Source organism: Brevundimonas sp. ALps5 (assembly GCF_058681645.1).
In genome coordinates, this window is the sequence record NZ_CM178744.1 from 943,600 (window position 1) to 961,038 (window position 17,439).

Below are 17,439 nucleotides of genomic sequence, written 5' to 3' on the forward strand. Positions count from 1 at the left end.
GCGGCGCGGGCCTGTCTCCGGAAAGGCGGATGATCTTACGGGCGGTTCGGGGTTTGGCCCGATAGTTCGGAAGGTCGGGTCGGTGCTCTAAATTTCTCGACCCTCAGAGCAGGAAGGGGGGTCCGGGAAACGAGGGCCCGAGTGCGTGTTCGCCGGCTGAAATCCGTTCTGTTTTCCACCAGTATGCTGGTGATCGCCCGCCGCTACGCCCTGCTCGGAACGGCCGCCCTCGTGGCCGGCGCGAGCCCCGCGCTCGCCCAGACAGCCCCTCAAACCCTGCCCACCGGCGGCGCCTTCGTGCGTGGTGACGGCGAGATCAGCCAGACCGGGCCGGGCGCCATGGTCATCACCCAGTCGAGCACACGCGGGGTGATCGACTGGAGCACCTTCTCGATCGGCAAGGACGGCCAGGTCGACATCAACAACGGCGCCGGCGCCACTCTGAACCGCGTACTCGGCGGCCAGATCTCGCAGATCGACGGGCGGCTGAGCGCGACCGGGTCGGTGTATCTGATGAACCCCGCCGGGGTGATCGTCGGCACCGACGGCAGCATCCTGTCCGGCGGCAATCTGGTCGTCTCGACACGCCCGATGAACCCCGACGCCTTCATGGGCGGCGGACCGCTGGCGGCCTCGGGGACCTCCTACGGTACCATTCTCAACGAGGGTCAGCTGCAGTCGCAGAGCGGCAGCGTGGTGATGATCGCGCGCTCGGTCACGAACGCGGGGACGGTGCAGGCGTCTCAAGGGCGCGTCACCCTGGCCGCCGCCGACGACGTTCTGCTGACCACCAGCGACGCCGACGGCAAGGATCTGTTCGTCTCGGTCGCGGAGGGCGGAGACGGCGATGTCACCCAAACCGGTCGCATCCGGGCAGCCGCCGTCTCGCTGCACGCGGCGGGCGGGAACATCTTCGCCCTGGCGGGAAACCGCGACGGCCTGATCCAGGCGACCGGCTCCGAGACCATCGACGGGCAGCTGTGGCTGACGGCGCCCAAGGGGGAGGTTCGGGTCGCCGGCGCGCTGGCGGCGACGCAGGCTGACGGAGGCGGCGGGCAAATCCTGATCAACGGCCAGACCGTGACCCTGGAAGGGACGGCGAATGTCGCCGCGACCGGAATGAAGGGCGGCGAGGTTTTGATCGGGACCTCGGCCTTTGGAACCGCCGCCGATCTTGCCGCCCATACGACCATCGCCGAGGGCGCGTCCCTCCGGGCCGGCGGACCGGCGGGCGGCGGGCGGATCGAGACCTCGGGCCAGACCCTCGCCTTCGCCGGCGCCCGCATCGATCCCGGCAAGGGCGGGCTATGGCTGCTCGACCCCGATGACCTGACCATCGACGCGGCCGCCGCGGCGACGATCGTCTCGACCCTCGACGGCGGAAGCAACGTCAACCCGACGACCACGGCCGGCGGTACGGGCGGCAGCGGCGATCTGACGGTGGCGGCGCCGATCGTCTGGACCGGGACCGGCGATCTGACCCTCACCGCCTATCGTGACCTCAACGTCAACGCGGCGATCAGCGGCGGCGGCTGGGTGACCTTCGAGGCCGGACGCGACGCTACCATCGCCGCCCCGGTGAGCGCGACCGCCATCGCGACCGGATCGCCGGCCTTCGCCGGGGTGGCGGGGACCTACACCATCGCCGCCGGAGGATCCCTGACGGGCGCCCTTGGCGTCGGCGTCGTCGGCGGATCCTTCGTGAACCAGGCCGGGGCCGGCGCGATCAGCAGCAGCGCCGAGTGGTTCATCCTCACCGACGGGCCGGGTTCGACCACCCTCGGCGGCCTGACACCGGACTATTTCCAGTACGACTTCCTGACCACCCAAACCGCGGCCTCGACCGGAAACGCCGTGCTGTACCGGGTCGCGCCCACGGCCACGGTCACCCTCGGCACGATCACCAAGGTCTATGACGGCACGACCACGGCCATCCTGAACGGGACGAACACCACCGTCACCGGCCTTCTGGGCGGCGACGACTGGGCGCTGGACGGCGCCTATTCGACCAAGGACGCCGGAACAGGCCTGACCGTCACCGCCAGCAACTTCCAGGCGACCAACGGCGGCATCCCCGTCTACGGCTACGCCGTCTCCGATCCGGCCGCGACCACGACGACGGCCGAGATCACGCGAGCCAGCCTGACGGCCGCGATCATCAACACCCCGACCAAGGTCTATAACGCCTCCAACCTGGCCCAGCTGGTCCCGAGCAATGTCTCTCTGACCGGGGTTGTGGCGGGCGAGACCATCACCGTCAACGGCGCCGCGACCACCAACTACGACAGCGCCAACGCGGGAGCGCGCACCGTCACGGCCACCTTCGGCGGCACCAATTTCGTGGCCGGCGCCGCGACCAATCTCAACAATTACGTCCTGCCGACCAACGCGAGCGGGGCCGGCCTGATCACCCAGGCGCCGCTGACGGTGCTCAACGTCAGCGCCAACAACAAGGTCTATGACGGGACCACCACCGCCTCCCTGAGCACCGGTTCGGCCGCCCTGTTCGGCGTCATCGGCTCCGAGGACGTGGCCCTGAGCACGGCGAGCGCGACAGGCCTGTTCGCCACGAAGAACGTCGGGACCGGCATCGCCGTGACCGCCTCCGGATTCTCGGTCAGCGGCGCCGGCGCCGCCAACTACCAGGTCCTGCAGCCGACGGGCCTTTCGGCCGACATCACCCGGGCGACGCTGCAGGTTGCGTCGGTGACGATCAACGACAAGGTCTATGACGGCACGCGCACCGCCACCGCCGACACCTCCAGCGCGACCTTCCTGGGGCTGATCTCCGGGGACGATGTCTCGGTGACGTCCGGCGCCTTCACCTTCGACAGCAAGGACGTGGGCGACAACATCGCCGTTCGCGCCTCGGACGTTCAGATCGGCGGCGCCGACGGCGGCAACTACAATGTGGTGGCCCTCACCCCCTTCTCGGCGGATATCACCCCCGCGCCGCTGGTCGCCTCGATCATCGGCAATCCGACCAAGACCTATGACGGCAACACCCAGGCGGCCGTCTCTCCGCTCAACTTTCAGCTGACCGGCTTCGTCGCGGGGGAGAACGCCTCCATCGTCCAGACCAGCGGTGCGACCTATGCCTCAAAGGACGCTGGATCGCGGATGGTGTCGGCCACCCTGTCGCCGCCCGACTATGTCGCCGACGCGGGCACGGCCCTGTCGAACTACATCCTGCCGATTCTGGCCACGGGGCTGGGGACCATCGACCCGGCCCAGTTGACCATCACCATCGTCGGCAATCCGACCAAAGCCTATGACGGCACGCCCGGCGCCTCGCTCGGCTCGAGCAATTTCGAGGTCGACGGCTTCATCCCCGGCGAAGGCGCCACAGTCACGGAGACCAGCGGCACCTACAGCTCGTCCGACGCCGGCACGCGGACCGTCAGCGCCGATCTGGACGCAGGCGACTTCGATCCCGACAGCGGCACCCTGATGTCGAACTACATCATCCCCTCGCCGGTGACGGGGATCGGGACGATCACGCGTCGGGATATCGGCCCGGGGACTCTCTACGCTGACATCACCGGCAACTCGACCAAGACCTATGACGGCAATACGATCGCCACCCTGACGCCGTCCGACTACACCCTGACCGGCTTCATCGCGGGCGAAGGGGCGACCATCACCCAGACGGTCGGAACCTATGGCGACAAGAACGCCGGACAGCAGTCGGTCATCGCCTATCTGGCGCCGACGGACTTCACCGCCGACGTCGGCACCAATCTGGACAACTACAACCTGCCGACCGAGGCGACCGGCATCGGCACCATCCTGCGCGCCCAGCTGACGGCCGCCATTATCGGCAACCCGACCAAGGTCTATAACGGCTCGACCAACGCCATCCTGACCTCGGCCAACTTCAGCTTCACCGGCTTCGTCCCGGGCGAGGGCGCCAGCCTGCCCGCCACGGTGGGGACCTACAGCAGCGAGGACGCCGGGACGCGCATCGTCTCCAAGACCCTGAGCCCCACCGCCTTCGTCGCCGACGCCGGGACCCTGCTATCGAACTACGTCCTGCCAACCCTGGCCGTGGGCGCCGGCACTATCAACCAGGCGCCGCTGACCATCCTCAACGTCTCGGCGGCCGACAAGGTCTATGACACCACCACCACCGCCCAGCTGGCCGGGACCGCGACCCTGTTCGGACTGGTGGACGGCGACATCGTCGGCCTCGACGGCGTCGGTGCGACCGGGACCTTCGCGTCTCGCAATGTCGGAAGCGGCATCGCCGTCACCGCCTCGGGCTACGCCCTGACCGGTGCGGATCAGGCCAACTACGTCCTCACCCAGCCGCAAGGGTTGACCGCCAGCATCACGCCCAAGGGCGTCCAGATTCTCGGCGTCATCGCCCTGGACAAGATCTACGACGCCACCACCACCGCAACCCTGAACCTCGGCGGTGCGACGCTGGACGGGGTTTTCGCGGGCGACGCCGTCGGCTTTACCACCGCCGGGGCGGCCGGCGCCTTCGGCCAGAGCCATGTCGGGACCGGCCTGCACGTCAACGCCTCGGGCTTCGCCCTGAACGGGACTGACGCCGGCAACTACGCCCTGAGCCAACCCTCCTATCTGACCGCCGCCATCACGCCGAAACAACTGACCGGCGCGATCATCGGCACGCCGACCCGGACGTATGACGCCACCACCCAAGCCTTCCTGACCTCGTCCAACTACAGCGTCAGCGGCTTCGTCGCCGGCCAGAGCGCCACGGTCACCCAGGCGGCGGGCGCGGCCTACGACAGTCCCGACGCGGGCGCGCGCACCGTCACGGCGACGGTGGTGGTCTCAGACTTCCAGGCCGGCGCCGGCACCGACCTGTCCAACTACCTCCTGCCCACAACCCTCACCGGGCCGGGCCTGATCAACCGCCTGACCCTGGCGGCGGCGATCATCGGCAATCCGACCAAGGTCTATGACGCGACCCAGACCGCGACCCTGACCAGCGCCAACTATTCGCTCACTGGCTTCGTCGCCGGCCAGGGCGCCACGGTCACCCAGACCTCCGGCCTCTACGCCAGCAAGAACGTCGGGAACCGGTCGATCTCCGCCCTGCTGACTGACAGCGATTTCACCGCCACCGGCTCGACCAATCTGGCCAACTACAACCTGCCCAACATCGCCCTGGGCGGCGGGATGATCACCCCGGCCAGCGTCAGCGTCACCGACGTGGTGGCCCTGGACAAGGTCTATGACGGCACGACGGCGGCCGGGCTCGACAACAGCCTCGCCGACCTGTCCGGCATTCTGGGCGCCGACACGGTCACGGTGGATTCCTCAGGTTCCAGCGGCGTCTTCGCAACGAAGAACGTCGGGACCAATATCGCGGTGACGGCGACCGGGTACGCGCTCGCGGGCGCCGACGCGGGCAACTATGTCGTGGTCCAGCCGACCGGCCTCGCCGCCGACATCAGCCAGGCGACCCTGGCCCTGGCCTCGGTGACCCGGGTCTATACGGCGACAACCACGGCCCCGACCAACGACAGCGCCTATGCCCTGTCCGGGGTGTTCGGCGCCGACGTCGTGACGGTGACCGCCGCGGGCATCACGGGCGACTATGACACCAAGAACGTCGGCACGGGCAAGGCGATAAGCCTCGCAGGGGTGGCCATCGCCGGGGCCGACGCGGGCAATTATCTGATCGCCTCCACGACCACCAACGCCCCGATCGGGACCATCACCCCGGCCCAGCTGACCACCGCCGGCGCCGTGGCCAACGACCGGGTCTATGACCAGACCACCAACGCCACGATCGACAACTCGGGCACGACCTTGAACGGCGTCCTGCTGAGCGACGACGTCACCCTGACGGTCTCGAACAGCGGCCAGTTCTCCGACAAGAACGTCGGGACGAACAAGCCGGTCACCACCACCGGATACAGCGTCAGCGGCGTCGATGCGGGCAACTACGTCCTGCAGCAGCCCAACTATCTGACCGCCGACATCACTCCGTTCCAGATCTTCCTGACCTCGGTCAGCAAGACGTATGACGGGACCACCGCCCTGCCGACCGACAGCGCCGCCTATGGCTTCAGCGGCGTGTTCAGCGGCGACGCGGTCTCGGCCAGTCCGGCGGGCGCGACCGGGGCCTATGCCGGCAAGAATGTGGGCGGCAGCCTGTCGGGCGGAGTGGTCACCGCCGGTATCGACGTCAGCGTCGCCAACCTCAGCCTGTCGGGAACCGACGCCGGCAACTACGTCGTCTCCGACGTCGTCAATCAGGCCATCGGGGTGATCTCGCCCAAGGCCCTGATCGCGGCGATCATCGGCAACCCCACCAAGACCTATGACACCACCACGACCGCCACACTGACCTCGGCGAATTACAGCCTGACCGGCTTCGTCTCCGGTGAAGGCGCCACGGTCACCGAGACGGTCGGGGCCTATGACAGCAAGAACGCGGGGGCGCGCACGGTCACCGCCTCGCTCGGCGGCGGCGACTTCACGGCCGACGGCGGCACCCTGCTGACCAACTATGTCCTGCCGGCCAGCGCCTCGGGCGCGGGCCAGATCAGTCAGGCCCTGCTGACCGTCGCGGGCGCCGTCGCTGACAACAAGGTCTATGACGGCACGACCAACGCCACCATCACCAACACCGGCACGTCGCTGGTCGGGGTGCTGGGCAGCGACGCCGTCACCCTGACCAACGCCACGACCGGCCAGTTCGCCGACGCCAATGTCGGGACCGCCAAGAGCGTGACGACCAACGGCTATTCGATTTCGGGAACCGATGCGCCGAACTACATCCTGCAGCAGCCCAACTATCTGACCGCCGACATCACCCAGGCGCTGCTGACCTTGGTCAAGGTGACGCGGGTCTATACCGCCTTCACCCCCTTGCCGACGGACGGTGCGGCCTACAGCCTGGCGGGGATCGTCTCGGGCGACGACGTCGCGGTGGACGCCAGCGGCATCATCGGGGACTACGCCACCAAGAACGTCGGCACGAACATCAACGTCACCTTCACCGGCCTGGATCTGACCGGCGCGGATGCGGGCAACTATTCGATCGCCACCGCCCTGACCAATGCGGCGATCGGCGAGATCACCCCGGCGACGGTCACCCTGACCGGCATGCTGGCGAACACCAAAATCTATGACGGCACGACCGCCCTGACGCTGAACAACACCGGCACGACCGTGGTCGGGACCTTGGGCAGCGACGATCTGGGCGTGAACAGCGCAGGCTCCAGCGCGGCCTTCGGGTCGCCGAACGTCGGGACCTATTCGGTCGCCGCCTCGGGCTATCTGCTGACCGGGATCGACGCGGGCAACTACGTCCTGACCCAGCCCGGCGGCATCTCGGCGACCATCGACCCCAAGGCCCTGTCGGCCGCCATCGTCGGAACCCCGACCCGGACCTATGACGCCACCAGCGTCGCCGCCCTGACCTCCGCCAACTACAGCCTGACCGGCTTCATCGGCTCTGAAGGCGCGACCGTCACCGAGACAGTCGGGACCTACGACAGCCCCAACGCCGGGGCCCGAACCGTCACCGCGACCCTGACCGCGGGCGACTTCACGGCGGGCGGCGGGACCCTGCTGTCCAACTACATCCTGCCGACCTCGGCCTCGGGCGCCGGCCAAATCGATCCGAAGACCCTGACGGCGGCGATCATCGGCGACCCCACCCGGATCTATGACGCCACCACCGTCGCCGGCCTGACCAACGCAAACTACCAGCTGACCGGCTTCGTCGGTTCCGAAGGCGCCCTCGTCACCGAGACGGTCGGCGCCTACGACAGCGCCAACGCCGGGGCCCGGACGGTCACCGCGATCCTGGCCGCCGGAGACTTCACTGCCACTGGCACGACCCTGCTGGCCAACTACATCCTGCCGACCTCGGCCAGCGGCGTGGGCCATATCCGCCAGGCGACCCTGAGCGCCGCAATCATCGGCACGCCGACCAAAGTCTATGACGCCACGACCGGCGCGACCCTGACCAGCGCCAACTACAGCCTGACCGGCTTCGTCGGATCGGAAGGCGCCACCGTCACCGAAACCGTCGGCGTCTACGACGGCGCCAACGCCGGGGCGCGGACGGTCACCGCGACCCTGGGCGCCGGAGACTTCACGGCCGACGGCGGCACCCTGCTGTCCAACTACGTCCTGCCGATCAGCGCCGCAGGAGCCGGCCAGATCGACCAGAAGAGCCTGGCCGCCATCATCATCGGCAATCCGACCCGGACCTATAACGGAACCGATGTCGCTGCCCTGACCTCGGCCAACTACAGCCTGACCGGCTTCGTCGGGTCGGAGAGCGCCAGCGTCACCCGGACCGCCGGGACCTATGCCGGGGTCAACGCCGGGCCGCAGGCCGTGACCACAAGCCTGCTGGCCAGTGACTTCCTCGCCGGAGCCGGGACCTCGCTTTCAAACTACATCCTGCCGACCAGCGCCGCCGGGCTGGGAATCATCACCCAGGCCATCCTGACCGCCACCATCGTCGGCCTGCCGACCAAGACCTATGACGCCACGACCGGCGCGACCCTGACCGGCGCCAACTACAGCCTGACCGGCTTCGTCACGGGCGAGGGCGCCGATGTGACCAGGACGACCGGCGTCTATGTCTCGGCCGACGCCGGCATCCGCAACGTCTCGACCACCCTGGCGAGCGGTGACTTCACCGCGACGGGTTCGACCCTGCTGTCCAACTATGTCCTGCCGACCAGCGCCTCGGGCGGCGGGGTGATCACCAAGGCCCTGCTGACGGCCGCCGTCATCGGCGACCCGACCCGGGCCTATGACGCCACCACGGTGGCGACCCTGACCTCGGCCAACTATCAACTGACCGGCTTCGTCGGGGGCCAGGGCGCGACGGTCACCGAGACGGTCGGGACCTACAGCGGCAAGGACGTCGGGGCGCGGACGGTCAGCGTCGCCCTCGGCAGCAGCGACTTCACGGCCAACGGCGGCACCTCCCTGGCCAACTACACCCTGCCCACGACCGCCTCCGGCATCGGCCACATCACCCAGGCGGCCCTGACCGCCGCCATCATCGGCAATCCCACCAGAACCTATGACGCCACGACCGGCGCCGTCCTGACCTCAAGCAACTACAGCCTGACCGGCTTCGCCGGTTCCGAAGGCGCCACCGTCACCGAGACCGTCGGCGCCTACAGCAGCGCCAATGCGGGATCACGCACGGTGACCGCCGCCCTCGACAACGGGGACTTCACCGCCACCGGCTCGACCCTCTTGTCCAACTACGTTCTGCCTACAGCCGCCTCGGGCGCGGGGACTATCGACCCCAAGGCCCTGACCGCCGCCGTCATCGGCGACCCGACCAAGACCTATGACGCCACCGCCGTCGCCGCCGTGACCAGCGCCAACTACAGCCTGACGGGCTTCGTCGGATCGGAAGGCGCGACGGTCACCGAGACGGTCGGGGCCTATGGCTCGCCCAACGCAGGCGTCCGCATCGTGACCGCGACCCTGACCGGCGCCGACTTCACCGCCGACGGCGGGACATCGCTGTCCAACTACATCCTTCCGACCTCGGCCACGGGGATCGGCCATATCGATCAGGCGACCCTGACCGCCGCCATCATCGGCGCTCCGACCAAGACCTACGACGCCACCACCGGCGCTGCGCTGACGAGCAGCAACTACGCCCTGACCGGCTTTATCGGTTCCGAGAGCGCCAGCGTCACTGAAACCGTCGGGACCTACGACAGCGCCAATGCCGGGGCCCGCACCGTCACCGCCTTGCTCGACGCCGGAGACTTCACGGCGGGCGGCGGGACGCTGCTCTCCAACTACGTCCTGCCGACAACCGCCTCGGGCGCGGGCCAGATCGACCAGGCCACCCTGATCGCAGCCATCATCGGCAATCCGGCCAAGGTCTATGACGCCACGACCGGCGCGACCCTGACCTCGACCAACTACAGCCTGACCGGATTTATCGGTGCGGAAGGCGCAACGGTCACCCAAACGGTCGGGAGCTATGACAGCGCCAACGCCGGCGCGCGCACCGTCACCGCCAGCCTGGGGGCCGGGGACTTCACCGCCATCGGCTCGACCCAGCTCTCGAACTACATCCTGCCGACGAATGCTTCGGGCGCGGGCGCGATCGACCAGAAATCCCTCACCGCCGTCATCATCGGCGACCCCACCCGGGTCTATGACGCCACCACCGTCGCCGCCCTGACGAGCGCGAACTACCAGCTCACCGGCTTCGTGGGCACGGAAGGCGCCACAGTCACCGAAACGGCCGGGGTCTATGACAGCGCCAACGCGGGGGCGCGGACCGTCACCGCGACCCTGACCGGCGCGGACTTCACCGCCGACGGCGGAACCCTGCTCAGCAACTACATCCTGCCGACGGGTGCGGCGGGGGCGGGGCATATCGCCCAGGCCACCCTGACCGCCGCCATCATCGGCAACCCGACCAAGACCTATGACGCCACGACCGGCGCCGTCCTGACCTCGATCAACTACAGCCTCACCGGCTTCATCGGCGCCGAGGGAGCCACCGTCACCGAGATCGTCGGCGCCTACGACAGCGCCAATGCGGGATCCCGGACCGTCACCGCGACGCTGGACGGTTCCGACTTCACCGCCGACGGTTCCACATTGCTGAGCAACTATGTCCTGCCGACCACGGCCTCGGGCGCGGGGCAGATCGACCAGGCGACACTCACTGCCGCCATCATCGGCAATCCCACCAAGGTCTATGACGCCACCACCGGCGCGACCCTGACCGCGACCAACTACAGCCTGACCGGCTTCATCGGCGCAGAAGGCGCGACGGTCACCGAAACCATCGGGACCTACGACAGCGCCAATGCGGGGTCGCGCGCCGTCACCGCGGCGCTGGACAGCGGCGACTTTACCGCCACCGGCTCCACCCTGCTGTCGAACTACGTCCTGCCGACCACGGCCTCGGGCGCGGGGCAGATCGACCAGAAGGCCTTGACCGCCGCCATCATCGGCGACCCCACCAAGACCTATGACGCGACCACCGTCGCCGCTCTGAACAGCGCCAACTACAGCCTGGCCGGCTTCGTCGGCGCGGAAGGTGCCACGGTCACCGAAACCGTCGGCGCCTACGACAGCGCCAATGCCGGCGCCCGTATCGTGACCGCAACACTGGGCGGCTCCGACTTCACCGCCACCGGTTCGACGCTGCTGTCCAACTATCTCCTGCCGACCACGGCCTCCGGCGTCGGCCACATCACCCAGGCGGCCCTGACGGCCGCCATTATCGGCAACCCGACCAAGGTCTATGACGCCAACACCGGCGCAACCCTCACAGGCGCCAACTACAGCCTGACCGGCTTCATCGGTTCGGAAGGCGCCGCGGTCACCGAAACGGTGGGCGCCTACGACAGCGCCAATGCAGGATCGCGCACCGTCACCGCCGCTCTCGACGGGTCTGACTTCACCGCCACCGGTTCCACCCTGCTGTCGAACTACATCCTGCCGACCAGCGCGTCGGGCGCCGGCGCGATCGACCAGAAGACCCTCACCGCCGCCATCATCGGCGACCCGACCCGGGTCTATGACGCCACGGACGTGGCCGTCCTGACCAGCGCCAACTACAGCCTGACGGGTTTCGTCGGCACGGAAAGCGCCACGGTCACCGAAACGGCGGGGACCTACGCCTCCCCCAACGCCGGACTGCGCATCGTCACCGCGATCCTGACCGGTGCGGACTTCACCGCCGACGGCGCGACCCTGCTGTCGAACTACGTCCTGCCGACCTCGGCCTCAGGGATCGGCCATATCGACCAGGCGACCCTGACCGCCGCCATCATCGGCAATCCGACGAAGGTCTATGACGCCAACACCGGCGCAACCCTCACAGGCGCCAACTACACCCTGACCGGCTTCATCGGTTCGGAAAGCGCCGGCGTCACCGAGACCGTCGGGACCTATGACAGCGCCAACGCCGGATCGCGGACAGTCACCGCCATCCTCGACAGCGGCGATTTCACCGCCGGTGGGGGGACGTTGCTGTCGAACTACGTCCTGCCGACCAGCGCTTCCGGCGCCGGACAGATCGATCAGAAGACCCTGACGGCGGCGCTTGTCGGCGTGGCCAAGACCTATGACGGCACGACCGACGCCGTGCTCGCGGCGGGCAACTACACCCTGTCAGGCTTCGTCGGCTCGGAGGGCGCCACGGTCACCGAGACGGCCGGGACCTATGCCTCGCCCAATGTCGGTTCGCATGTCGTCACTGCCGGCCTCGACAGCGGCGACTTCACCGCGACAGGCTCCACCTCCCTGTCCAACTACATCCTGCCGACCACGGCGGTCGGCATCGGCCAGATCGGCCAGGCCCAGTTGCTCGCGGCCATCATCGGCGACCCGACCCGGGTCTATGACGCGACCACGATCGCCGGCCTGACCTCGGCCAACTACAGCCTCACCGGCTTCATCGGCACGGACGGTGCGACGATCACCGAGGCCGTCGGGACCTATGGCTCTCCCAACGCCGGACTGCGCACGATCACCGCCGCCCTCGACGCCGGAGACTTCACGGCGACCGGCTCGACGCTCCTGTCGAACTATATCCTGCCCACGAGCGCCGCCGGGACGGGACACATCACCCAGGCCCTCCTGACAGCCGCCATCATCGGCGCCCCGACCAAGGTCTATGACGCCACGACCGCAGCAAGTCTGGTCGCGAGCAACTACAGCCTCACCGGCTTCGTCGGCTCCGAGGGCGCCACCGTCACCGAAACGGTCGGAACCTACGATAGCCAGAACGCAGGGGCCCGCACGGTCGTCGCCACTCTGGACGGATCCGACTTCACCGCCACCGGTTCGACGCTCCTGTCCAACTATGTGCTGCCGGTCTCGGCCTCGGGCGCGGGGACCATCGACCAGAAAACCCTGACGGCGGCGCTCGTCGGGGTGGCCAAGACCTACGACGGCACGACCGACGCCGCGCTCGGCGCCGCCAACTACGCCCTGACCGGCTTCGTCGGGGCCGAGGGCGCGACCGTCACCGAAACGGTCGGGATCTACGCCTCGCCCAACGCCGGGGCGCGCGTCGTCACCGCCGGCCTCGACAGCGGTGACTTCACCGCCACCGGCTCCACCCTGCTGGCGAACTACATCCTGCCGACGAGCGCCCTGGGCATCGGACAGATCAATCAGGCCGCCCTGACCGCGGCGATCATCGGCAATCCGACCCGAACCTATGACGCCACCACGGGCGCGGTCCTGACTTCGGCCAACTACTCCCTGACCGGCTTTATCGGCTCCGAGGGCGCCACGGTCACTGAGACCGTCGGGACCTACAACAGCGCCAACGCCGGAGCCCGCATGGTGACCGCCAGCCTCGACAGCGGCGACTTCACGGCCGGAAGCGGCACGCTGCTGTCGAACTACCTCCTGCCGACGACGGCCTCAGGCGCAGGCCAGATCGATCAGAAGACCCTGACAGCGGCCTTGATCGGGGTCGCCAAGACCTATGACGGCACGACCGCGGCCTTGCTGGCCTCGGCCAACTACAGCCTGAGCGGCTTTGTCGGCTCTGAAGGCGCCACGGTCACGGAAACCGCCGGGACCTATGCCTCGGCCAATGTGGGATCGCGGGTGGTCAGCGCCAGCCTCGACAGCGGCGACTTCACCGCAACGGGCGCGACGCTTCTGGCCAACTACGTCCTGCCCACCAGCGCCCCCGGCATCGGTCAAATCAGCCAGGCGGCCCTGACGGCGGCCATCATCGGCGACCCGACGCGGACCTATGATGCGACCGCAGTCGCGGCCCTGACCTCGGCGAACTACCAACTCACCGGGTTCGTCGCGGGCGAGGGCGCCACGGTCGCCGAGACCGTCGGCGCCTATGCCTCCCCCAATGCCGGGCCGCGCACCGTCACAGCCGCCCTCGACAGCGGCGACTTCACAGCCGACGGCTCGACCCTGCTGTCGAACTACATTCTGCCCGCCTCGGCTCTCGGCCTCGGCCATATCACCCCGGCGGCCCTGACGGCGACGATCATCGGCGATCCGAGCAAGACCTATGACGGGACGCGCACGGCGACCCTGACCTCGGCCAACTACAGCCTGACCGGCTTCATCGGCTCCGAAGGCGCCACGGTCACCGAGACTGTCGGGGTCTACGACAGCGCCGATGCGGGGGCGCGTATCGTCACCGCGAGCCTCGACGGCGGCGATTTCACCGCGAGCGGATCGACCCTACTGACCAACTATATCGTTCCGACCAACGCATCTGGAGCGGGAACCATCAACCCGAAGGCTCTGACGGCAGCCATCATCGGCGATCCGACCCGCACCTATGACGCGACCACCGTCGCGACCCTGACCTCGGCAAACTACCAACTGGCGGGCTTCGTCGCTGGCGAAGGCGCGGCCGTCAGCGAGACCGTCGGCCTCTATGACAGCCCCAACGCCGGGGGGCGGACGTTGACGGTCAGCCTCGGGGCCGGGGACTTCTCGGTCACGGGATCCACCCGCCTGTCCAACTACATCCTGCCCACGTCGGCGACAGGGACCGGCCACATCACCCAAGCCGCCCTGACCGCCGCCATCGTCGGAACCCCAACCCGGACCTATGACGCGACGACGGGCGCGATCCTGACCAGCGCCAACTACCAGCTGACCGGCTTCGTCGGAGCGGAAGGCGCGACCGTCACCGAAACGGTCGGGACCTACGACGGCCCCAACGCCGGCGCCCGGACGGCAACCGCCGCCCTCGACAGTGGCGACTTCACCGCCAACGGCGGGACCCTGCTCTCCAACTACAGCCTGCCAACCCTGGCCACGGGGGCGGGCGTCATCGACCGCGCCCTGCTCCAGGCCGCCGTGGTCGGCAACCCGACCCGGACCTACAACGCCACCGTCACGGCGACCCTCACCGCCTCCAACTATCAGCTGACCGGCTTCGTCGGATCCGAAGGCGCGACGGTCACCGAGACGGTCGGCGCCTACGACAGCGCCAATGCCGGCGCCCGCACGGTCAGCGTCAGCCTGGGCGCCGGAGATTTCGCCGCCGCGGGTTCGACCCTGCTGTCCAACTATGTCCTGCCGACCTCGGCAAGCGGGGCCGGCCAGATCGACCGCGCCGTCCTGAGCGCCGCCATCATCGGCGATCCGACCAAGACCTTCGACGGAACGACCACGGCGACCCTGACTTCGGCCAACTACGGCCTGAGCGGCTTCGTCGGCGGCGAAAGCGCCGCTGTCACCCAGACCCTCGGCGCCTATGCGGCTCCCGAGATCGGCGCCCATACGGTCACCGCGTCCCTGACCGCGGCCGACTATCAGGCGGCCCAGGGCACCCTGCTCGCCAACTATGTGCTGCCGGAGAGCGCGAGCGGCGAGGGCCACATCACCTCGGCGACACCCCCGGCTCCTCCAGGCCCGACGCCATGCCGGTCGTTGAACGAATGCATCGATCCCGACGACGTCCTGCCCGTGGCCCACGTCATCGGCACGGTGCGCTTCTATGTGCCGTATCCGGTGATCGATTCGATCTATCAGGGCGGAACCAGCGGCCTGGCCGCCCTGCCGAGCATCATCTGGGCGCCCAGCACCACGACCCTCGAGGACGGCGTCTTCATCGACACCGGGGCGCCGGTGATCAACTCGACCGGCCAGATCCTGCGTCAGGGCGGCCGGGCCAAGCGCTTCTCGATCAGCTTCCCCCCGCGCCCGAGCGGCGAGATGCTCGAGGCCCGGCCGTGAGGGCGTCGGGAGGCGTCGCCACGGGTCTGGCCCTGCCCACCGTCCTGTCCGTCATCCTGGCCTCGGCGGCCGCGACGGCGGTATTGGCCCAGGATTTCGAACACGTGGCGCCGAGGCTTCCGGCCACGGCGCCGCCACTCGCGGTGCAGACGCCGGCGGAGGCGCCACCCGCCTCGGAGGACCAGACCGTCCTGATCCCCGAACTGAAGGGGATCGTCTTCGTAGGCGAGCCGGCGGATGTTCGGGCCCGGGGCGCCGTCGAGACGCCCCCCGACGGCGTCAGCGCGGCGGGGCTGCCCCTGCTGGCAGAGGATTCGGCCTTCCTCGCCGCCGCGCAGGCTTCTGTCGGCCGGCCTCTGACCCGGGCCGATCTCGAGGCCCTGATCGCCCTCGTGCGTGATCGCTATCGCGCGGCCGGCCATCCCTTCATGGACGTGACCGCCCCGCCCCAGAACGTCCAGAACGGCGTGGTGCGGATCGTGGTGGTCGAATACCGGCTGGACCAGATCGAGATCAGCGGCAATCGCCATTTCTCGGACGAGACCATCCTGCGCCTGGGCGGACTGGAATCGGGCGATCTTCTGACCCTGCCCCGTCTGCGCGAGGCGCTGGACGACTATAACCGCAACCCCTTCCTGTCGGTCAGCGCGGTGGCCAGGCCCGGCCAGACCATCGGCCTGACCGACATCGCGCTCAAGGTCGAGGACCGCACCCCCGTCCGGGTCTACGCCGGCTATGACAACCAGGGCGCCCCGTCGCTGGGCCGCGACGAATGGTACGCCGGCTTCAACCTCGGCAATCTGTTCGGCCAGGCCCAGGTGCTGTCCTATCAGTATACGCGCAGCTTTTCGGGCCGGTACGAATCCCACTCGCTCAGCGACGTCATCCCGATCAACAGCGACGCCCGGCTGTGGCTGTTCGGCGCCTACGCCACCCAGAGGCCCGAGATCGGCGACGGGACGATCTTCAATAGCGACGGCAAGACCGCCCAGGTCAGCGCCCGCCTGATCCACGACCTCGGCCGCAACTCCGCCCTGACCCAGAGCCTGCAGCTGGGCTTCGACTACAAGCGCACCGACAACGATCTGGAATTCCTCGGCTTCACCGTCCTCGATAGCTCGGTGGAGATCATCCAGATCCCGATCTTCTACACCCTGGCCGCGCCCGACCGACACGGCCAGACGGTGCTCGAGAACATGACGGTGATCTCACCTGGCGGTCTGTCCGACCACAACACCGACGCCGCCCTCCGCCAGCTCGTGCCCTTCGCCGACGCCAACTACGCCTATGACCGGTTGTCAGTGACCCGCACCACCGTCCTGTCGCGCGGCATGACCTGGATCGTCCGGGGCATGAGCCAGTACGCCAGCGGCAACCTTCCCTACAGCGAACAGATCGGCGGCGGCGGCTTCGGCGGGGTGCGCGGCTATGACCCCAATGTCGCCCTGGGCAGCCAGGGGGTGGTGCTCAGCACCGAGGTGCGCTCGGGCGCCTTCGGCGTCCTGCCCCGGATCGACGACCGGATGCAGTTGGGCCTGTTCGTCGACTACGCCTGGCTGAGCCAGCCCGATCCCTTCCCGGACCTGCCCGAGAGCGCGACCCTGGCCAGCGTCGGCTTCAACGTCCACTACAGCGTCGACCGGCGGTTCGACATTCAGATGGAGGTCGGCTCCCAGCTGCGCCGCGCCCCCGGAGCGAACAAGCACGACACCCAGATCGCCGTCACCGCGACCTTCAGCTTCTAGATCCGCCGCCCGGAGC

General features: G+C 68.6%; 2 protein-coding genes. Both read left to right on the forward strand.

Annotation, left to right across the window (positions count from 1 at the left end):
- The first annotated feature begins 141 nt into the window (after positions 1-141).
- Entirely contained in the window at positions 142-15,678 is a 15,537-nt protein-coding gene (locus ACW172_RS04490; RefSeq protein ID WP_492033990.1) for a beta strand repeat-containing protein, read from the forward strand.
- Positions 15,675-17,423, forward strand: a complete 1,749-nt coding sequence (locus tag ACW172_RS04495; protein ID WP_492033991.1) for a ShlB/FhaC/HecB family hemolysin secretion/activation protein — start codon at positions 15,675-15,677, stop codon at positions 17,421-17,423. Before ACW172_RS04490 ends, ACW172_RS04495 begins: the two co-directional genes overlap by 4 nt.
- The last annotated feature ends 16 nt before the right edge of the window (positions 17,424-17,439 follow it).